The following is a 21058-nucleotide window of genomic DNA, read 5'->3' as shown; positions in this document are numbered from 1 at the left end:
CGCTAGGGGCTGATGCCCTGCGACCGCAACCACGCCTCCATCTCGCCCTGGATGGTGGCGAGCCGATCCGGTGTCATGGCCTCGTACCGGGTCACGAGGACCGGCTGCGTGTTGGACGCGCGGATGAGGCCCCATCCATCGCCAAAGAGGACGCGCACCCCATCAACGTCGATCACCTCGTGCGACGCACGGAAGTGCCGCACGGCTTCGTCGACGATCGCGAACTTGCGTTCGTCCGGACAATCGACGCGGATCTCCGGGGTGGAGACAAACTTCGGTACGTCGGCCAGCAGCTCCTCGACCGACTTGCCGCTGTCGGCCACGATGCGCAGCAGGCGCGCTCCGCCATACAGGGCGTCGTCATGCCCGTAGAACCCTTCACCGAAGAACATGTGGCCCGACATCTCACCGGCGATCGGTGCGCGCGTCTCCTTCATCTTGTCCTTGATGAGGGAGTGGCCCGTCTTCCACATGACCGGGACTCCACCCGCCTCGCTGATGGCGTGCGGCAGGGCCTGCGAGCACTTCACGTCAAAGATGACCGACTGGCCCTGACCCGTGCGGGCGAGCACATCGCGCGCGTAGAGAATCAGGATGTGGTCGCCCCACACGATGTTCCCTTTCGCGTCCACCACGCCAATGCGATCGGCGTCGCCGTCGAAGGCGATGCCCAGATCGGCCCGTTGCCGCGCCACCTCGGCGATGATGTCGTGCAGGTTCTCGACGACGGTGGGATCGGGGTGATGGTTCGGGAACGTGCCGTCGCTCTCACAGAAGATGTAGGTCCCGGTCAGGCCCAGTCGACTGTAGAGCTTCTCGGCGACCAGCGCGCCGGCGCCGTTGCCGGCATCGAACACCACATTGAGCGGGCGTGAGAGGCGACCGATCTTCGCCACCACATCGTCGATGTAGCGATCGATGATGGCCTCGTGCCGCACCCGGCCCTGCCCCTGCACGAACGCTCCGGCCACGATGATCGCGTGCAGGCGCTGGATACCCGATCCGTGCAACGACTCATGCCCGACGCAGAGCTTGAAGCCGTTGTATTCGGGCGGGTTGTGCGAGCCGGTGATCTGGATACCACCGACGACGCCGACATGGTGCAGGCTCCAGTACAGGAGCGGCGTCGGGACGACGCCCACGTCGACGACATCGAACCCGCTCGAGGTGAGCCCCTCCACGAGCGCGTCTCGCAAGGCGGGGCCGCTGGGCCGGTTGTCGCGGCCAACGGCGATGGCGCCGGAGAGACCGAGCCCACGCACGTGCGCGGCGTAAGCCCGACCGATGCCCAGGGCCGCCTCGGTCGTGAGATCCTGGTCGACGATGCCCCGGATGTCATACTGCCGGAAGATCCCTGCCGTGATGGTCATGGCGAACCCTCGAAGGAAAACGAGACGGGGCCGTTCTCACGGCCCCGGACCCTAACGTGACGTGGCCGTCTGCGCGGCGGGCGCCGCCGGTGCACCAGGCGGGGCACCCATCGTGGAGCCGCGCTGCACGAGCTTCACGAGTGGCTCGGGCCACGCGCCGAAGACAAGAATGATGGCCACCGATGCCACGATCACCGCCCGCACGATGCCGCCGGTCGGCGGCAGGGCCTGCGCCCCGGCCGGTCGCGGCTTCATGAACATCGCCATGACCAGCGCCAGGTAGTACCCCGCCGAAATCGACGTGGCGATCACGAGGATCACCGCGAGTCGCGTCTGCGGTGCCGGCGCCTGCAACGCAGCCTGCAGCACGTACCATTTGGCAAAGAACCCCATGCCGCCAAAGATCGGGAACCCGAGCAGGGCGAGCATGAAGACCGCCATCGCGACCGCCATCCCCGGCCGCTCGTGCCAGAGCCCGTGATAGTCCTCCATGGTCTCGCGCGGCTGAGCCGCGGTACCGAGCGCGACCATCACCGCAAACGCGCCCATCGTGGCCAGCGTGTACGCCACGAGGTAGAAGATGAAGGCCGTGGCCGCCTGCGGCGTCCCGGCGGCGAGCGCGACCAGGATGAACCCGGTGTGTCCGATGCTCGAGTAGGCGAGCATGCGCTTGAGATTGCGCTGCTGAAGGGCCACGACGTTGCCGACGATCATCGTGATGGCGGCCAGCCACCAGACGGCGCGGTGCCACTCCCCGTACACCGCCGGGAACGCCTCGAGCCAGACGCGGAGAAACGCGGCGAAGGCTGCCGCCTTCACGCCGGCGGCCATGTATCCGGTGATCGGCGTGGGCGCACCCTCGTACACGTCCGGCGCCCACATATGGAACGGCGCCGCCGCCAGCTTGAACCCGAAACCGACGAGCAGGAGCGCGACGCCGACCAGGAGCATCGGGCTCTGTGCCAGGTTCATGGTCGCGATGCGCTCGCCGATCGTCGCGAGGTTGGTGCTGCCGGTGGCGCCGTACACCAGCGCGATCCCGTACAGGAGGAACCCGGTGGAAAACGCGCCGAGCAGGAAGTACTTGAGCGCGGCCTCCGCGCTGCGGTTGGAGCGACGGTTGAGGCCCGCGAGCACGTACACCGCCACCGACATGAGCTCGATGCCCAGGAACAGCACCATGAGGTCGCGGGCGGCGGCCATGAGCATCATGCCTCCGGTGGCAAAGACCACGAGCACGTGTGCCTCGCCCATTACGATGCCTTCGCGCGCATTGTACTCGACCGAAAGCGCGATCGTGATGATCGCTGCGAGCAGGAACACCACGTTGGACGACCAGCGGAATGCGTCCACCGCCACCACACCGTTCCCGGCCGACCAACCCTGCCCCGCGATCGCGACGCACGCCACGAGCACGAGGACGCAGAGCCCGAGACTGGCGAGACCGACGGTGCGCTGATGCGCGGCGCTGTCGGGTCGCCAGGCCGCGACGAGCATGAGCACCATCGCACCGGCGAACAGGAGCAGGTCCGGCGCGAGCGCCGTCGAGAGCTGCGACGGAATCGAGAGATCGAATGTCATGTCAGCGGCCTCCGCCCATCGAGATCGTCGCCGACTGCTGCGCCGCCTTTGTCTCCACCGTCTGCACGAACTTCGTCACCGAGGCCTCCATGCGGGTCAGCACGGGCTTGGGATAGACGCCCATCCAGATGATGACGAAGATCAGCGGGGCGAGGAGCCCGATCTCCCGCCAGTTCAGGTCGGTGAGGTGCGCATTGGCTGGCTGGTCGAGCCGGTTGTACAGGATGCGCTGCAACGCCCAAAGGAGGTATGCAGCGGCGAGGATCACCCCGATCGCCGAGATCGTGGTCATCACCGGCACGGTGCGGAACGAGCCCACCATGACCAGGAACTCACCGATGAATCCGTTGGTGCCCGGCAGGCCGATGGAGCTGAGCGCGACGATGGTGAGCAGCGTCGCGTAGATGGGCATCACTTTCGCGATGCCGCCGTAGTCGGCAAAGAGGCGCGAGTGACGGCGCTCGTAGATCATGCCGATGAGAAAGAACAGCGCACCGGTCGAGATCCCGTGGCCGATCATCACCATCAGGGCGCCCTGCACCGATTCGCGCGTGAGCGCAAAGATGCCGAGCATCACCATGCCGAGGTGCGCCACCGAGCTGTAGGCCACCAGCTTCTTGAAGTCCGGCTGTACCAGCGCGACGAGTGACCCGTAAATCACGCCGATCACCGCGAGGGCAATGATCACGGCGCGCACCGTGGGGTGCAGAGCGATACCCGGGAACAACGGGACCGCGAGCCGGAGGAACCCGTAGGTGCCGAGCTTGAGCAGCACACCGGCCAGAATCACCGAACCTGCCGTCGGGGCCTCGACGTGCGCGTCCGGCAGCCAGGTGTGGAACGGGAACATCGGCACCTTGACCGCAAACGCCACGAAGAACGCGACGAACAGCCAGAAGGCCACCATGGGCCGGAACTCAGGAAGGTTGAGAATCGCGTCGAACGCGAAGTTCGGCCGACCCTCGAGGATTCCCGCCTGCCAGCCCAGGTAAATGATCGCCACCAGCATCAGCAACGACCCGACCATGGTGTAGATGAAGAACTTGATGCTCGCGTAGATCCGACGCTCCCCGCCCCACACCCCGATAATGAAGTACATGGGGATGAGCATCACTTCCCACATGACGTAGAACAGGAAGAGATCCTTCGCCACGAAGACGCCGAGCATGCCGACCGTGAGGAGGAGCATGAGGACGTGGTACGTGTGCACCTTGTGGCGCACGCTCGTCCAGCCGCCGAGCACCGCCAGCGGCATGAGGAAGGTCGTGAGCAGCACCATCATCAGCGACAGGCCGTCGATGCCGAGCGAGAAGCGCGCGCCCCAGGAGTCGATCCACGGCCAGTCCACCGCCGCCTGCCAGCCGCTGGACGCGGGGTCGAACGACCACCACAGTCCAACGGACACGAGGAACTCGATGACGAGGATCGCGAACGTGAGGCGGCGTGCCACCATCGCGCCGGCGGCCTGATCGGCCTCGGATGCTCCGCGCCGCGTGAAGCCGTGCAGCCACACCACCAGCGCGCCGAGCGTCGGGATCACCAGCAGCGCCGGCAGCACCCACCCGTGGTAACCGATCGATTGCAGAAACGTTGCCATGGGTCTACCGGAGGGAGAAGGCGCCGAGCACGCCGAGGACGCCGATCACCAGCACCCATGCATAGGTGCCGACCTGCCCTGACTGCAGCCTGGCGCCAAGCCAGCCGAAGCCGCGGGCCAGCCGCGCGCTTCCGTTCACGACCAGGCCGTCGATGAGACCGGCGTCCACACCCTTCCACAACACCGAGCGCGAGACGCCGACCAACGGCTGCACGACGACCTTGTCGTACCCTTCGTCGACGAAGTACTTGTGCTCGAGGACCCGCGCAAAGCCTTCGCTCTCCGGCGCCTGCGCCTTGGGAACCAGCCGCTCGGTTCGGAGTCGAGTGACCGCGAAGGCGATGCCGACGACCGCGATGGCGATCGCAATGCCGACGAGCATGTATTCCGTGGAGTGTTCGAGGTGCGCCTCGGCGCCGTGCGTGACCCGCAACGCGGCGGCCCCCGTCACCGGTTCGAGCCAGTGGTGCAGCGCCTGGATCGGGCCCGCGGGAAAGAAGGTCGGAAGGTTGAGCCACCCACCGGCGAGGCTGAGCACGCCGAGCACGGCGAGCGGGCCGGTCATCACCCAGGGCGCCTCGTGCAGGTGCGCACGCTCCCCGTCACCCGTGCGGTTGGCGCCGTGGAAGGTGTACAGCATCATCCGCGTCATGTAGATCGCGGTGAGGAGCGCGGCGGAGAGACCGACCGCCCAGATCGCGTACAGCAGCACGCCGCCCGGAATGCCGAGCAGCGAGGCATCGGCCAGCGTCGAACCATGCGCCCGCGCGAACACGCTGCCGAGGATCTCGTCCTTCGAGAAGAATCCGGCAAACGGCGGGATGCCGGCAATCGCGAGCGTGGCAATCCACATCAGCGCGAACGTGACCGGCATGTACTTCCGCAGCCCGCCCATGTTGCGCATGTCCTGCGCGTCGTCGTGATTGCCGGTGTGGTGATACGCGTGGTGCATCGCGTAGATCACGGAGCCGGACCCGAGGAACAGGAGGGCCTTGAAGAACGCGTGCGTCACGAGGTGGAACACGCCGGCCGCATAGGCGCCCACCCCGACACCGACGAACATGTAGCCGAGCTGCGAGACCGTGGAATACGCCAGCACCTTCTTGATGTCCCACTGCTTGAGGCCGATCGTCGCGGCGAACAGCGCCGTCAGCGCGCCAACGGAGGCCACGGTCAGACTGGCGACCGGCGACAGCGAAAAGAGGACCGAGCTGCGTGCCACGAGGTACACGCCGGCGGTCACCATCGTGGCCGCGTGGATGAGCGCGGAGACCGGCGTTGGGCCGGCCATCGCGTCAGGAAGCCAGGTGTAGAGCGGGATCTGCGCGCTCTTGCCCGTGCAGCCGAGGAACAGGAAGAGGCAGATCGCGGTGACGACGAGCGGCGACAGTTGCGTCGCCCCGGCATTCACGCCGGCAAAGTCCAGCGTGCCCAGGTTGGCGAACAGCAGAAACATCGCCACCAGAAAGCCGAAGTCGCCGATCCGGTTGACGATGAACGCCTTCTTGCCGGCATCGGCGTTGGCCTTGTCGCTGTACCAGAAGCCGATGAGGAGGTACGAACACAGGCCGACCCCTTCCCACCCCACGAACAGCATCGGGTAGTTCGCTCCCAGCACGAGCAGGAGCATGAAGAACACGAAGAGGTTGAGGTACGCAAAGTATCGCGGATAGCCGGGATCCTCGCGCATGTACCCGACGCTGAACACGTGGATCAGCGATCCGACGCCGGTGATCACCAGCGTCATCACCATGGAGAGCTGGTCGACCTGGAACGCGGCGTCGATCTGCATCGCACCGGCGGGCATCCAGGAGAACAGCGTTCTGACGAACGGAGCCTCGGCGTGCGCACCGACCAGCGCGACAAAGATCGCCGCGGCAAGGCCAAAGGAAAGCAGCAGCACCGCCGGTCCAACCAGGCTCACCAGCGCCGCATGTCGGTGCGCCGTGGGGTGATGATCGTGACCGTGGTCGTCGGCATGTCCGTGCGCGTCGTCGGGTCCGTGGTGCGCGTGGTGCGCCGTCGGATCCTTCGGGCCGATGGTCGACGCGCTGCCGATTGACAGCCAGCCGTTGACGAAGAACCCGATCAGCGGAAGAACCGGCACCAGCCAGATCCACTCCGCCACCGTTCCCGCCAACGGGTGCGCGCCCGCGGCCGCGGCTTCCTGGAGAAGGAGCATCAGCCCTTGAGGATGTTGATGTTCTGGAGGTCGACCGTCTGCCGGTGGCGGAAGATCGAAATGATGATTGCGAGTCCCACGGCCGCCTCGGCCGCGGCCACGGTCATCACGAAGACCACGAAGACCTGCCCCGTCGCGCCGTACAACCGCGACAACGCCACGAAGGACAGGTTCACCGCGTTGAGCATGAGCTCCACGCACATGAAGATCACGATCGCGTTTCGGCGGGTCAGCACGCCGATCACGCCGATGGCGAACAGTACGGCGGAGAGCGCGAGGGCTTCGGCGACCATCATGCGGTGGCCCTCCGCTTCCCCAGGACGACCGCGCCGACAATGGCCACGAGCAGCAGCACCGACGTCAGCTCGAACGCCAGCAGATGTTCGGTGAACATCGGCTTGGCGATGCTGCCCACGGCGTTGAGGTCCCGCAGCTCTGCCGCGGCGGTCGCCGCCGGCACGAGCAGTTCCTCCGGGGCCTGCGAACGCGCCAGCGCCATCACCTGAGCCAGCACGGCAAGGCCAATGAACGCTGCGGCGATGCGTCCCCACTTGCCCCGGATGTCGGAGATCTCGTCGGGGTGGCCAAGGTTGAGGAGCATGAGCACGAACAGGAACACCACCATGATCGCCCCGGCATACACCAGCACCTGGATCGCGCCGATGAAATGCGCGTCCATCATCACGTAGATCGCCGCCAGGCAGAACATCGTGTTGACCAGCCAGAGCGCGGCGGCCACCGGACCCTTGCGCGTGATGAACGTGATCGCCGATGCAATGGCGAGCAGCCCGAACAGATAGAAGTGTACGCGATAGAAGAAGTCCGACATCACTCCCCCTTCGGGTCGGCAGGATCCCACAACTCGGTCACGGGGTGCGTCTGCGCCATGAGTCGCTCCAGGTCGTAGATGAACGCCTCGCGATTGAACTCCGCGTTCTCGTAGTGCCTGCCGAGGTGGATCGCCTCCTCCGGGCAGACTTCCTGGCAGTACCCGCAGAAGATGCAGCGGAACTCGTCGATCTCGAAGACGAGCGGGTAGCGGTTCCCCTTCTCGTCTTCCCCAGGGACCAGCTTGATGCAGTTGGACGGGCAGACCGTCGGACACAGGCCGCACGCCACGCACTTGGCCTTGCCGTCTTCGGTCGTGAGCATGCGGTGCGTCCCACGCCAGCGACGCGTGATCGACTCGCGCTGGTCGGGATACTGCGTCGTCACGCGATGCGGATCGATGAGGTGCTTGAACGTGTTGGCCATGCCCTTGAGCGTGGCCCGCACGTACGTGGTGTCCTCGATCGGTCGCTCGACGACCTTCACTGTGATCGCCATCTAGTCTCCCGCAGAGGTCGAGAGGCGGGAGCGCGACGCCGTGATGCCGCGCAGCCGCTGGAGTTCGTCGGTCGAGGCGCGACCATATGCCGCGCTCAGGATCCTGCCCCGGTCGAGGATTGCGAGGAACACGCCCACCAGCACGACGTTCACGCCGAGGAAGATCAGCCCGTAGACCAGTCCGCGCTCGATGCCCGCGGCGTCGAGCACGAGCATCAGCGACGCCACCACCAGGATGTATCCGAGTCCGGTCGGCAACAGCACCTTCCAGCCCAGGGACATGAGCTGGTCATAGCGGAAGCGCGGGAGGGTCCAGCGAATCCAGATGTAGACGAAGAGGAAGAACAGCGTCTTCGCCATCATGATCGCCATCGACAGCAGCACGAGCGGGAACGACACTGCCCCGGTGTTGTCGGCCTGCGTGAACGGGACGTCCCAGCCGCCGAAGAACAGGGTCGCGATCATCGCCGACTGCGTGGCCATGTTCGCGTATTCGGCGATGAAGAACAACGAGAACTTCATCGCGCTGTATTCGGTGTGGTACCCGGTGATCAGCTCCGACTCGGCCTCGGGCATGTCGAACGGCAGTCGGTTCGTCTCGGCAAAGGCCGAGATCAGATAGACCAGGAACGCCACCGACAGCGTCAGCACGTTCCACAGGTGCATGCTCGCCTGCGCGTTGACCACAGTCGAGAGCGTCACGTTGCCCGTGAAGAGCAGCACCGGGATCAGCGACAGCCCGAGCGAGATCTCGTACGACACCATCTGCGCGCTCGAGCGCAGCCCGCCGAGCAGCGCGTACTTGTTGTTGGACGCCCAGCCGGCGATCACGATGCCGTACACGCCGAGCGAGGCGACGGCGATGGTGAACAGGAACCCGATCGGCAGGTCCGCGAGGACCATGTCCACCCGGCCCCACGGCGAAGCCCACGACGCGCCCCACGGAATCACCGCCCAGATGGTCATGGCCGGGATGAACGCCATCATGGGCGCGAGCACGAACAGCGCCTTGTTCACGTATGGCGGCAGCGTCTCTTCCTTCATGAAGTTCTTCACGCCGTCGGCGAGCGGCTGGAAGAACCCGTTGGGTCCGACGCGGTTTGGGCCGTGCCGGTGCTGAATCCACGCCGAGATCTTGCGTTCGGCAAGGGTCAGGTAGGCCACGCCGAGCATGTAGATCGTGAAGAACGCGAGCAGCTTGACGGCGGTGGCAAGGAGCCATGGCCAGAAATGCATCGGCCCTTGTGGATCAGCCGTCTGCAGCAGCGCGAAGACGGTCGGCATGGCGGCGCTCATGCGGAGGCTCCCGCCATGGCACCCGCGATCGGCAGGCCACGCACTCCGAGGGTGTCGTAGGTCAGTCCGCGGAAGGCGTCATGGCTCGTGGCCAGTCCCTCGAAGACGTCACTGGCCGTGAAGTACGTCGTCGTCTCGCCGGTGGCCCCAAGGAGATCGGACATCACGAACCAGCTCGGCCGCGCGAGGCCCGGCGCCGCCTTCGCCTGGAGGAAACGCTGCACGCGTCCACGCAGGTTGGTGAACGTCCCTTCTTCTTCCACCGTGGTGGCGATCGGAAGCACCACGTCCGCGCGCGGCAGGCCCTGCGGCATGGCCGTGGCGAGCACGATCACCGCCGAGGCCCTGGACACGGCGGCGAGGTCCGCGTCGGTGAGTTCATGATCGGCCAGCACCAGTGCGTCGCCGGCGGCAAGGCCGGCGAACGGTGTGTCACTGCGCGAGAAGCCGAGCAGGTCGGCGCCACGGGGATTGGCCGCACGATCGGCGCGCAGCGCGAGGTCGTCCACGCCCGGCAACGGCGCTTCTGGCCCGCGCGCCACGCGGTAGGTTCCCACGCCGCTGAACTTCTTCATGAGCCGCCCCAGCAGATACAGCGTCTCGTTGGAGAGGTTCGGGGAGGCCACGACAAACGCGCGCTTGCCGCGCAGCACCCGGGCCGCCGCCTCGAGCGCGATGTCCCAGTCCACGGCTTCGTGGCCGCGGGGCCCGAGGATCGACGGCGCCTCGAGCCGCGAGGGCGCATTGAACTTCCGGTAGCCGAACCGCCCCTCATCGCACATGAAGAACTGGTTCACGCTCTCGTTGGACCGCGGCCGCACCCGCATCACCACGTTGTCCCGCGTCTCGACGATGATGTTGCAGCCCTGCGAGCAGCCCGTGCACACCGAGGCAGTGCGGTCCAGTTCCCAGGCGCGCGCCTTGTGCAGGAAGTCCTTGGAGAGAAGCGCCCCGACCGGGCAGAGGTCGACGACGTTGGCGGCCCAGGGGTTGGTGAGATCCTTCCCCTCGAACTTGCCGATGGTCGCGCGGTCTCCGCGCTCACTCACGTTCAGGACCGCGTCGTGCGCCACATCGTCCATGAAGCGCACGCAGCGCGTGCACAGGATGCAGCGCGAGGTGACGTAGACCACGTCGCCGCCGAAGTCTTCGACCGGGTTGAACCGCTTGGGCTCGCGATAGCGCGAGTCCGCGCGGCCTTCCTGGTACGTGTAGTCCTGCAGCTCGCACTCGCCCGACTGGTCACAGATCGGACAGTCGAGCGGGTGATTGATGAGCAGCATCTCGAGCACGCCCTTGCGAGCCTCGCGGGCCTTCTCGGAGTGCACATGCACCACCTGCCCCTCGGCGACCGCCGTGGCACAGGCTGGCGCGAGTTTGGGCGCCTTCTCCACCTCCACCAGGCACATGCGGCAGACGCCGGCGACGGGAAGCCCGGGGTGGTAGCAGTAGTGCGGGATGAGCACCCCCGCCTGCTTGGCCGCCTCGATCAGGTTGGTGCCCGCAGGCACCGCAACCGGGCGGCCTTCGATCGTGAGGTTGACCCTGGATGTGTCGGCCATCAGCCCACCAGTACGGGAACGGCGTGAACGGTCGTGCGGGTGATCAGCGCCTCGAACTCATGCCGGAAGCGCTGCAGCCCGCTCACCACCGGCGTCGCACACGAGTCGGACAGCACGCAGATCGTCTTTCCCGTCATGTTGTCGGCGATCGAGAGGAGCGTGTCGAAGTCCTCGGCCGTGCCGTCACCGGCCACGATGCGCTCGAGGATCTTTGTCGTCCACGCCGTCCCTTCGCGGCACTGCGTGCACTGGGCGCAGGACTCGTGGGCATAGAAGCGCGCGAGCCGCGCGATCTGCCTCGGCATCGACTGCGCGTCATCGATCACGATGCACCCCGCGGAGCCCAGCATCGTGTTGGCGGCGACCATGCCCTCATAGTCCATCACCGCCGACTCCGCTTCTTCCCACGTGATGATTGGCACCGACGACCCGCCCGGGATCACGGCCTTGATCTTTCGGCCATGCGGCGCGCCCCCGCACACATCCTGCAGGAACTCCCCAAAGGGGAAACCCATCTGCACCTCGTAGTTGCCCGGCCGCGCGATGTTGCCGCACACGCTCCACAGCTTGGTGCCCGTGGATTTCGGGTTGTCCGGCCGCGCCATCTGCTTGTACCACGCCGCACCCCGATTGAGGATGTGCGGCACCGCGGTCAGCGTCTCGACGTTGTTGATGGTCGTGGGCAGGCCGAAGAGTCCGGCCACCGCGGGAAACGGCGGCTTGATGCGCGGGTTGCCGCGCTTGCCCTCGATCGAGTTCATGAGGGCCGTCTCTTCACCGCAGATGTAGGCGCCCGCGCCCTTGTGCACCCAGACGTTCACCGTCTTGCCGGAACCCATCGCGTTCGGGCCGATGATGCCTGCCGCGCGCGCCTCGGCGCACGCACGCTCCATCACGTCGAGCGGTTCGGTGAACTCGCCGCGAATATAGATGTAGCAGTTCTCCGCTCCGATCGCGTACGCGCCGATCGCGCAGCCCTCGATGAGGGCGTGCGGCGTCCAGCGCATGATCTCGCGGTCCTTGAACGTGCCGGGCTCGGACTCGTCGGCGTTGCAGCACAGGTAGTGCGGCTTGCCGTCCCCGAGCTTCATGAACGACCACTTGAGACCCGTGGGGAACCCGGCGCCGCCACGACCGCGGAGTCCGGAATCCTTCACGACCTGCTGAATGGCCGTCGGCTCCATGCCCAGCGCCTGCTGCAACGCCTGATAGCCACCGCGCTTCTTCCACCCGTCCAGGGAGCGCGCCTCGGCGACACCGAAGTGTTCCGAGAGGACGCGCGTTTCCCTGGGATGTGGCGTATGTGGGTAACCCATGATCAGTCCGTGGACCGTTGATCGGTGGCCGGCGCGCAACGCGTGAAACGCCTATCCATATCGCTTGAGAACCTCCGGGACGGACTCCGGCGTGATCGACTCCAGAAAGTCGCTGTTGATCATCACGGGCGTCGCAAAGCCGCAGGCACCGAGGCACTCCACCTCGATGACCGTATACCGGCCGTCATCGGACGTCACGCCCAACTCGCCGCAACCGGTCTGTTGCAGGAATGCTTTCACGACGTCTTCGGCACCGCACACGTGACAGGGCGACGTGGTGCACACCTGGATGAAGAATTTCCCCACCGGGTGCTGGTGGTACATCGTGTAGAACGTGACCACGCCCTGCACGTACGCCGGGGTGAGGTCGAGTACCTGCGCCACCTCGGCCATGCCGGCCTCGCTCACCCAGCCGCGGGCCTCCTGCAGCATCCAGAGTGCCGGCAGCAGGGCGGCCTGCTTGGTGGGATAGCGGGTGAGCAGATCATCGAGCCTCGCCTTCGTCGCACCGACGAAGACCGGCTCATGTGGTTCATGCGCGCCGTGACCGCCCTTGATGATGGCGCCGCCGGCAGCCGAAGGACCATGACTCATTGATCGATCGCTCCCATGGATACCGTCGTGCTCTTCCGACTCACTGCGTTCATCGGTCAATCTCTCCCATCACGATATCGATGCTCGCGTTGATCGCGATGACGTCGGACAGCAGGTGCCCTTCGACCATCTTCGGGATCGCCGAGAGGTTCACGTAGGACGGCGGCCGGATGCGCCAGCGCACCGGCTTGGACGTCCCGTCGGAGACCATGTAGTAGCCCTTCTCGCCCTTCGGGCTCTCGACGGCGACGTACGTCTCGCCGATGGGTGGCCTCGGGCCTTCCATCACCTGCTTGAAGTGATGGATCATCGATTCCATCTCGCTCGTCGCCTTGCTCTTGGGCGGCAGGATGACGCGGGCGTCGTCGACGTTCACCGGCCCATCAGGCAGGCGGCTCGCCGCCTGTTCGAGAATGCGCACCGACTGCCGCAACTCTTCCATGCGCACGAGGAACCGATCGTACACGTCGCCCGCGCTGCCCACCGGCACCTCGAAGTCGTACGTCTCGTAGTCGAGGTACGGGAAGTCGCGCCGGATGTCCCACGCGACGCCAGCCGCGCGGACCATCGGACCGGACAGCCCGTAGTTCACCGCCTCGGTCGCCGAGAGCGCGCCGATCCCGATCGTGCGCCCCACCCAGATGCCGTTGCGCGTCACCATCTTGTCGACTTCGGCGATGGTGCGCGGGAACGTCTTGATGAAGTCGCGCAGCCCGTCCATCCACCCGTCGGGAATGTCGGCCGCCATGCCGCCGACGCGCGTGAGCGACGTCGTCAGGCGGGCGCCGATCCAGCCCTCGAGCAGGTTGTAGACCCGCTCACGCTCCTGGAACGCCCAGAGGAACGGCGTGAACGCGCCGATGTCGATGCAGGTCGTGCCGAGCCACACCAGGTGCGAGATGATCCGCGACAACTCCATCGCGATGACGCGAAGCACGGTACATCGCGGCGTGATCTCGATCCCGAACAGGCGTTCGGCGCCGAGCGCGAACGCAACATTGTTCCCCGGCGAGTTCAGGTAGTCCTCGCGGTCGGTCCAGGGGATGATCTGGTTGTACTGGCGATATTCGCCGATCTTCTCGAAGCCGCAATGCAGGTACCCAACGTGCGGGATGCATCGCACGACCGTCTCGCCGTCGAGTTCGAGCACCAGGCGCAGCACGCCGTGCGTCGCCGGGTGCTGTGGGCCGAGGTTGAGGAGCATGTGCTCGCCTTCGAGATCGGGCTCCAGCGCCGGCGGGGCCTCGAGCGCCGTGAGGGTGCCGCCACCATCCACGACCAGCGGCACGCGCTGCGGCCGCCCTTCCGCGTCGAGTCCGGTGGTGGACAGCGCTACCTCGATGGTGCGTTTGGTCGCCATCGCTACTCTCCCGTCTGTTCGCCGCCGGCGAGGCGCCGACGCATGTCCTGCGGCAGATCCTCGAAGGCGTCGGCAATCCTGAGTTCCTCCATCGAGTAGCGCGCCTCAGGGTTGGCCGCGAGGGCCTGACGCAACTGCTCGGCGCGCGAGAAGCGGCCGCGCAACGGGAAGTCCTTCCGGAGCGGAAAGCCTTCCTTGTATTGCTCCCACAGCAGGATGCGACGGAGGTCCGGGTGCCCGTCGAACACCAGGCCGAACATGTCGTAACACTCGCGCTCCATCCAGTCCGCGGCCCTGTAGATCGGCCACACGCTCGCGATGCGCAGCGGCTGCCCCTTGGGCAGCTGTGCCTTCACGCGAAGAAATCGGCGATGCGGCAGCGAACGCAGGTGCCAGACAACTTCCAGCGGGAGTTCGAGGTCACGATACTCGACCGCGGTGACGTCCGAGAGATAGTCGTATTGCTCCGCGGGATCGTCGTGCAGGTACTGCACGACGGCGAACACGTGTTCGGGCTTCACGAAGACGGTCGTTTCGCCCCACACGACCTCGGCGCGCACGAAGGCCAGCGGGAACCGTTCCTGCAGTCGGCCGGCCGAGGGATTCGCGGCCCCACCGCGATGCGGAACCTGCTTCGGCGTCGAGGGGACGTCCCCCGGCGCCGCGTGGCCGGCCATCACCGGCGAGAACGCGGCGCTCACAGGCTGGAGCGCGTCTGGTGCACCGAGTTCCCGAACGGCTCGGACAACTCGTCGATCATCGACGGCGGGATGTAGAGGTTGCTCTTCGGGTCGGGCTCCATCTCGGTGCGCAACGACGTATCACTCATCCGCTCCCGCTTGATCTTCTCCTGCAGCATCATGATGCCGTACATGAGGCCTTCGGGGCGCGGCGGGCACCCCGGTACGTAGACGTCCACGGGAATGATCGTGTCGATCCCCTGCGTCACCGCGTAGGTGTCGAACATGCCGCCCGTGGAAGCGCACGCGCCCATGGAGATCACCCACTTGGGCTGCGGCATCTGCTGGTAGATGCGACGGATCACCGGTGCAAGCTTGAACGGCACGCGGCCGGCGCAGATCAGCACGTCGGCCTGGCGCGGCGAAAACGACATGCGTTCCATGCCGAACCGCGCGAGATCGAACCGACTGGCCGCCGTGGCCATGAACTCGATCGCGCAACAGGCCGTGCCGAACGGCATCGGCCACAGCGAGTTGGCCCGGCCCCAGTTCACGAGAAAATCGAGGCGCGTCGTGACCCAGCCCTCCTGCGACTGCGGGTCCACCGTGACTGTCGCACGCTCAGATCGTGGCGCTAGTCCCATTGCAGCGCTCCCTTCTTCCAGATGTACACGAAGCCGACGACGAGGATGGCCATGAAGACCAGCATCTCGCCGAGCCCGAAGAACGAGGTCATGCCCGCCGGACACGCCAGGTTGACCAGCGGCGCGGTGCACGACAACTGACGGAAGTAGACCCCCCAGGGGATCATGAACACGGTCTCGATGTCGAAGATGATGAACAACATCGCGACCATGTAGAACTTCACGGAAAAGCGCTCCCGCGCGTCACCCAACGGCGGAATGCCGGACTCGTAGGGCTGGTCCTTCACCGGCGTGGGGCGGCGACGCAGGATGATCGTCGAGATGGCGACCATCGCGACCGCGTTCAGGGCCACGAATCCGAGTAAGAGCAGAACCGGGAGGTAGGTGCGATCCATCGCGCTCCTGACTTCGTGAAATTTTTCACGTGAACGGCACGGAGAAGGTACCCGGCCGCGTCAGGCGGTGTCAACGGACGTAACCGACGCACTACCCTTGCTTTATGCCGTCGCGCGCAGTCGCGAAAATCGCGCGCCGGTGCGGGATGTTGGTGCTGGGCATGCACCATCCACCAGCCCGGTCGGGGGACATGCGCTCACCGGCCGCGGCGGTGGAGTCTGTACTTCGCGATACTGGGCATTCCATCCACAGCGCCCCCCGCGAGAACGTGGTCGCGGCCGATGTCGTACACTCGGGTCCCCGGCACCCACAGATCGGCGAGTTCCTTCCCCGTTTCATCGACCGCGAGCCGGCGAAGTCGCGCCTCCCCAGGTGCACCCTGAACGATCCACAGCACCCCGTACTCGTCGGCGATGAGACCAGTGTAAGCAGGCAGCACTCGGGCGGCATCCAGACCGCGCAGGCGAGCGATCACTGTGTCACGTGTCGCGCCCGCAACGGGACCCGCCATCTCCTCCAGCGCGGCCTCGACGTGCTCTGCGCTCACCCGTCTCGGGCGAACCGCAAACTTGATCGCCCGGGTTCCACTCCCCGCCACGTCGTAGGAGGTGACAAAGCCGGAGTCGGCCGATCCCACGAACAGACGGGCCTGGCCGAGTGCGAGATGGGGCTGCCTGCCGAGGGGCCGCGGCAACCATTCTCCGGAGGGCGTTCGCGTCATCTCCACCCCGGGCACCGTCCCGAGCTGGACTGGAGGAGCACTCGGATCGCTCCACATGAACACCGGGGACGCGGTCCGCGCCGACGCCGTCTGTGGGCTCGGCCAGCTCAGAACGACAAATCCAAACAGCCCGTTCCTGTTGCACACCCAGAACGCCGGCCGTCCCGCCGACTGCTCGTGCAGGAACGGCTGTTGGCTGAGCAGAGTGCCCGTGGCACTCAGAGTCGTCATCCTTCGCTGCGCCGGATCCCAAACGCTCAACTGAGCGTTGGCGCCACAGCGTCCGAGCCATGAGATCGATCTGAACTCGCCGGGTCCCGAGCCCCGACGCCCCACGCTTCTCGTGAGCTGACCGCGGAGATCGAAGAACTTGACGACCCCCGCTGCGGCTTCAGCGACCACGATCCCACCTGCGGGCTCGATCAGCGCGGCCGAAGGCATTTCCAGCAGAACTTCGCCGGTCGGCGATGACGCGAGAAGCGTCAACTCGGGTACGGTATCAACGCGCACGGGAAGCTGAGCGCCAGCGACGCTTGCGAACAGTGCTCCCGCAGCGGCTATGATGTGCCTCGCGATGTGACGCCGACGCTCGGAGCGGCCAGCCCATCCCCTACGGAACGTGCAAGCGCGAACCGGAAGAGGTCGTTTCATGGTTGGCGTCATCCTGAAAGGCGAAGGATCCTCGACCGAGGACTGCTGGCGCTCCACGGCCTGCCTAACAGCGACATACCGCTCGTGCAGACGCGGAGGCCCTCCTGGTCATCCGCGAACGCCACGGGACTGTTGTCAACGCAGAGATACTCGGCCGGTACCCCGAGCGCGAGGCCTGCTTCCCGATGCATGGTACGTCGAGAGCGCCCAAGGAATCTCGGTGCCCGCGAGGCGGCTTGGCTATGCATCACACGCCGGGCTCGCCATGAAGCGCGCCCGACTCAGCCGGGGCCGCGAGTAACCGTCGTTACCCCGCGCCGCCCGTCTTCGCGCTCTCTTCCAGTTCGGACGCGGAGGCATACAAGAAGTCCCGGTTCATGCGCGCGATCTCGTCGATCGAGATCTCCTTGGGGCAAGCCGCCTGGCACTCACCGAACAGGGTGCAGCCCCCGAAGTGCTCGAGGTCCATTTGCGCCACCATCCGGAGCGCCCTCCGGTAGCGTTCCGGCTGGCCCTGTGGCAAGTGTCCCAGGTGCGAGACCTTGGCCGCCGTGAACAGCGACGCGGAGCCGTTGGGGCACGCCGCGACGCAGGCCCCGCAACCAATGCAGGCCGCCGCATCCATCGCCGCGTCCGCATCGGGCTTCGAGATGGGCATCGCATTGCCGTCGACCGCGTTGCCCGTCGCCACCGACACGTACCCGCCGGACTGGATGATGCGGTCGAACGCCCCACGGTCCACGCAGAGGTCACGCAACACCGGAAACGCCGCCGCACGCCACGGCTCGATGGTCAGCGTCTCACCATCCGTGAATGAACGCATGTGCAACTGACACGTGGTGGTCGCCTGTACCGGCCCATGCGCCAATCCGTTGATCATCATGCCGCACATGCCGCAGATGCCTTCGCGGCAGTCGTGATCGAAGGCAATCGGCGCCTCGCCCTTTGCCGTCAACTCCTCGTTGACGACGTCGAGCATCTCCAGGAACGACATGTCGGGGCTCACGTCGTGGGCGCGGTACTCGACAAACGCACCCGCGGCCGAGGGACCCGCCTGTCGCCACACCCGAAGGGTCAGGTTCACTTGTACGACCTCGTTGCGAGATGGACGTTCTCGAAGGTCAACGGCTCCTTGTGCAGCGTCGGCGACTGACCGGGACCGCCGTACTCCCACGCCGCGACGTAGGCAAACTTGTCGTCGTGGCGCAGCGCCTCGCCGTCCTCCGTCTGGTGTTCCGTACGGAAGTGCCCACCGCAGGACTCCTCGCGGTGCAGCGCGTCGATGCACATCAGCTCGGCGAGCTCCAGAAAGTCGGCGACCCGCCCGGCCTGCTCCAGGGACTGGTTGAGTTCTGCCCCGCTCCCCGGCACAGTGACGTTTCCCCAGAACTCCTCGCGGAGCGCGGGGATGCGCTGCAACGCCTCGTTGAGTCCCGCCGCATCGCGCGCCATGCCGCACTTGTCCCACATGATGCGACCCAACTCACGATGGAACGACTGCACCGTGCGCTTGCCCTTGATGTCGAGCAGGCGCTTCGTACGCTCCGCGACCTCGCGCTCCACGGCCACGACGTCCGGATGATCCTTCCCCACCGGCTCGAGCCGGTTGCTGGCGAGGTAGTGTCCGATGGTGTACGGGATGATGAAGTACCCGTCGGCAAGGCCCTGCATGAGTGCGCTCGCACCAAGGCGGTTGGCACCATGATCGGAGAAGTTCGCCTCGCCCAGCACGTGCAGGCCCGGGATGGTGCTCATCAGGTTGTAGTCGACCCACAACCCGCCCATGGTGTAGTGCACGGCGGGATAGATGCGCATCGGGACCTCATACGGATTTTCGTCCGTGATGCGCTGGTACATGTCGAACAGGTTGCCATACCGCTCGGCGATCTTCTCGCGGCCGAGCCGCGCAATGGCGTCGCGAAAGTCGAGGTAGACGCCGAGGCCCCCTGGGCCGACACCGCGACCGTCGTCGCAGGCCTCCTTGGCTGCACGCGACGCAATGTCCCGCGGCGACAGGTTGCCGAACGACGGATACTTGCGCTCCAGGTAGTAGTCGCGCTCGGCCTCGGGGATCTGATGCGGCGCGCGCTTGTCACCATGCGCCTTCGGCACCCACACGCGACCATCGTTGCGCAGCGATTCCGACATGAGCGTGAGCTTGGACTGGTACTCGCCGCTCTGCGGAATGCACGTCGGGTGGATCTGCGTGTAGCACGGGTTCCCGAACAGCGCGCCCTTGCGGTGGGCGCGCCAGATGGCCGTGGTGTTGGCCCCCTTCGCGTTCGTCGAGAGAAAGAACACGTTGCCATAACCACCGGTCGCCAGCACCACCGCGTCACCGAGATGCGACTCGACCTTGCCCGTGACGAGATCGCGCGTGACGATGCCGCGCGCGACCCCCTTCACCAGGATCACGTCGAGCATCTCGGTGCGGGGATACATCTTCACGCCGCCCTTCGCGATCTCCTTCTCCAGCGCCTGGTACGCGCCCAACAAGAGCTGCTGGCCCGTCTGCCCGCGCGCGTAGAACGTGCGCGAGACCTGCGCGCCCCCGAACGAGCGATTGGCGAGGAGGCCGCCGTACTCACGAGCGAACGGAACGCCCTGAGCCACGCACTGGTCTATGATGTCGACGGAGATATGCGCCAGCCGATGCACGTTGGCTTCGCGCGCCCGGAAGTCCCCGCCCTTCACCGTGTCGTAGAACAGGCGGTAGACTGAATCCCCGTCGTTCTGGTAGTTCTTGGCCGCGTTGATGCCACCCTGCGCCGCAATCGAATGGGCGCGGCGCGGCGAATCCTGGAAACAGAAGCACGAGACCTGGTAGCCAAGCTCGGACATGGTGGCGGCCGCCGACGCGCCCGCGAGCCCGGACCCCACGACAAGCACGTGATGCTTTCGCTTGTTGGCGGGGTTGACGAGCTTCATCTCGAACTTGTGCCGGTCCCACTTCTGCGCGATCGGGCCGGAGGGTATGCGGGCATCGAGAGTCATCGCCCACCTCCGGGCGGCAGGGCCGGGCCCGTGGGTGCCGCGAGAACGCTCGCGTCCATCTCCAGGGGCACCGCAGCCTCGGGAAAGGCGCCGAGCGCCGCGGCAATCGGGACGGCGGCGAGTCCCACGGCGATCACCACCGCGAGGACGACGGCGATTGGCCGATGCAGCGGATGGGGAGACGGGCGGCGCGCGCCGAGGGTGCGCCACGACGACCAGGCGCCATGATAGAGGTGCAGACCCAGGAACACCGTGGCGATCACGTAGAACGCCGTCGCCCACCATCGGGTAAAGCCCAACCGGAGATTGTTGTACGGGTCGAGGTGCGTGAAGCCCGGGTGCCCGACGCCAAACGTCATGTCGGCGATGTGAAATACGATGAAGGCGAGCAGCACCACGCCTCCGATGCGCATCGTGCGCGCGCCGAGCGTGGACGTTTGTCCGTGTCGTCGCGCGTAGGCCACGGGTCGCGCGGCACGATTGCGCATGGTCAACTGCCACGCCGCCACGACGTGCACGCTGACGCTCGCCAGCAGACCGAGGCGCGCGACCCAGAGCAACGCGCCCAGCTTGCGAAGGGCGACGGCATAGTCGTGCATGGCGGGGGCAGCGCCAACCGGCTTGAACATCTGCAGGTTGCCCGCCATGTGCACGAACACGAACGCGATGCCGCTGATTCCGGAAACGGCCATGACGGTCTTCTTGCCGACCGACGAATCCCAGAACCGGCGCAACCGACCCGCCGGCCGCGGAGACGCGGCGGCCGACGGCAGGGTGGAAGCAGCCAT

19 protein-coding genes are annotated in these 21058 nt (G+C 66.2%); all 19 read right to left on the bottom strand.

The features are described 5' to 3' along the window. Nucleotides 1–2 precede the first annotated feature (2 nt). The 19 genes from IT361_17725 to IT361_17635 all read right to left on the bottom strand — a co-directional run bounded on the left by IT361_17725 (nt 3) and on the right by IT361_17635 (nt 21058). On the bottom strand, nt 3–1370 hold the full coding sequence (locus IT361_17725) for a phosphomannomutase/phosphoglucomutase (protein MCC6319515.1): 1368 nt from the start codon (nt 1368–1370) through the stop codon (nt 3–5). Between the two features lie 51 nt (nt 1371–1421). Next, complete coding sequence (locus IT361_17720) at nt 1422–2951, bottom strand: NADH-quinone oxidoreductase subunit N (GenBank protein MCC6319514.1); 1530 nt, start codon at nt 2949–2951, stop codon at nt 1422–1424. A gap of 1 nt (nt 2952) precedes the next feature. Further along, a complete protein-coding gene (locus IT361_17715) occupies nt 2953–4548 on the bottom strand; it encodes an NADH-quinone oxidoreductase subunit M (GenBank protein ID MCC6319513.1) in 1596 nt (531 codons plus the stop codon). 4 nt (nt 4549–4552) lie between these two features. Then, nucleotides 4553–6730, bottom strand: a complete 2178-nt coding sequence (nuoL, locus tag IT361_17710; GenBank protein ID MCC6319512.1) for an NADH-quinone oxidoreductase subunit L — start codon at nt 6728–6730, stop codon at nt 4553–4555. Further along, nucleotides 6730–7026, bottom strand: coding sequence for an NADH-quinone oxidoreductase subunit NuoK (gene nuoK / locus IT361_17705; protein MCC6319511.1), 297 nt, complete (start codon nt 7024–7026; stop codon nt 6730–6732). The genes nuoL and nuoK overlap by 1 nt, the downstream gene beginning before the upstream one ends. After that, nucleotides 7023–7559, bottom strand: coding sequence for an NADH-quinone oxidoreductase subunit J (locus tag IT361_17700; protein ID MCC6319510.1), 537 nt, complete (start codon nt 7557–7559; stop codon nt 7023–7025). Before IT361_17700 ends, nuoK begins: the two co-directional genes overlap by 4 nt. Next, nucleotides 7559–8056 carry an NADH-quinone oxidoreductase subunit I gene (locus tag IT361_17695; protein ID MCC6319509.1) on the bottom strand — a complete coding sequence of 166 codons (498 nt, stop codon included), beginning with the start codon at nt 8054–8056 and terminating at the stop codon, nt 7559–7561. Before IT361_17695 ends, IT361_17700 begins: the two co-directional genes overlap by 1 nt. Beyond that, nucleotides 8057–9292 carry an NADH-quinone oxidoreductase subunit NuoH gene (nuoH, locus tag IT361_17690; protein MCC6319508.1) on the bottom strand — a complete coding sequence of 412 codons (1236 nt, stop codon included), beginning with the start codon at nt 9290–9292 and terminating at the stop codon, nt 8057–8059. It lies immediately after the preceding gene. Between the two features lie 56 nt (nt 9293–9348). After that, complete coding sequence (locus tag IT361_17685) at nt 9349–10914, bottom strand: (2Fe-2S)-binding protein (protein ID MCC6319507.1); 1566 nt, start codon at nt 10912–10914, stop codon at nt 9349–9351. Further along, nucleotides 10914–12230 (bottom strand): NADH-quinone oxidoreductase subunit NuoF, encoded by a 1317-nt coding sequence (gene nuoF, locus IT361_17680; protein MCC6319506.1) that lies wholly within the window; start codon nt 12228–12230, stop codon nt 10914–10916. Before nuoF ends, IT361_17685 begins: the two co-directional genes overlap by 1 nt. Before the next feature lie 51 nt (nt 12231–12281). Further along, entirely contained in the window at nt 12282–12824 is a 543-nt protein-coding gene (locus IT361_17675) for an NAD(P)H-dependent oxidoreductase subunit E (protein MCC6319505.1), read from the bottom strand. Nucleotides 12825–12873: 49 nt separating this feature from the next. Further along, complete coding sequence (nuoD, locus tag IT361_17670) at nt 12874–14028, bottom strand: NADH dehydrogenase (quinone) subunit D (protein ID MCC6319504.1); 1155 nt, start codon at nt 14026–14028, stop codon at nt 12874–12876. A gap of 158 nt (nt 14029–14186) precedes the next feature. Then, nucleotides 14187–14885 carry an NADH-quinone oxidoreductase subunit C gene (locus IT361_17665; GenBank protein MCC6319503.1) on the bottom strand — a complete coding sequence of 233 codons (699 nt, stop codon included), beginning with the start codon at nt 14883–14885 and terminating at the stop codon, nt 14187–14189. Continuing rightward, complete coding sequence (nuoB, locus tag IT361_17660) at nt 14882–15508, bottom strand: NADH-quinone oxidoreductase subunit NuoB (protein ID MCC6319502.1); 627 nt, start codon at nt 15506–15508, stop codon at nt 14882–14884. Before nuoB ends, IT361_17665 begins: the two co-directional genes overlap by 4 nt. After that, the gene (ndhC, locus tag IT361_17655) at nt 15499–15903 is read right to left on the bottom strand and encodes an NADH-quinone oxidoreductase subunit A (protein MCC6319501.1); all 405 of its coding nucleotides are present in this window, start codon (nt 15901–15903) and stop codon (nt 15499–15501) included. The genes nuoB and ndhC overlap by 10 nt, the downstream gene beginning before the upstream one ends. 197 nt (nt 15904–16100) lie before the next feature. Further along, nucleotides 16101–16856, bottom strand: coding sequence for a hypothetical protein (locus IT361_17650; protein ID MCC6319500.1), 756 nt, complete (start codon nt 16854–16856; stop codon nt 16101–16103). Nucleotides 16857–17583: 727 nt separating this feature from the next. After that, nucleotides 17584–18360, bottom strand: a complete 777-nt coding sequence (locus IT361_17645) for a succinate dehydrogenase/fumarate reductase iron-sulfur subunit (protein ID MCC6319499.1) — start codon at nt 18358–18360, stop codon at nt 17584–17586. Then, nucleotides 18357–20270, bottom strand: a complete 1914-nt coding sequence (locus tag IT361_17640) for a fumarate reductase/succinate dehydrogenase flavoprotein subunit (GenBank protein ID MCC6319498.1) — start codon at nt 20268–20270, stop codon at nt 18357–18359. The genes IT361_17645 and IT361_17640 overlap by 4 nt, the downstream gene beginning before the upstream one ends. Beyond that, the gene (locus IT361_17635) at nt 20267–21058 is read right to left on the bottom strand and encodes a succinate dehydrogenase cytochrome b subunit (GenBank protein ID MCC6319497.1); all 792 of its coding nucleotides are present in this window, start codon (nt 21056–21058) and stop codon (nt 20267–20269) included. Before IT361_17635 ends, IT361_17640 begins: the two co-directional genes overlap by 4 nt.

The sequence above is a fragment of the Gemmatimonadaceae bacterium genome (genome assembly GCA_020846935.1).
Lineage (GTDB): Bacteria > Gemmatimonadota > Gemmatimonadetes > Gemmatimonadales > Gemmatimonadaceae > RBC101.
Note: the sequence above shows the minus strand (reverse complement) of the source record. Positions and strands in the feature narration are given on the sequence as shown.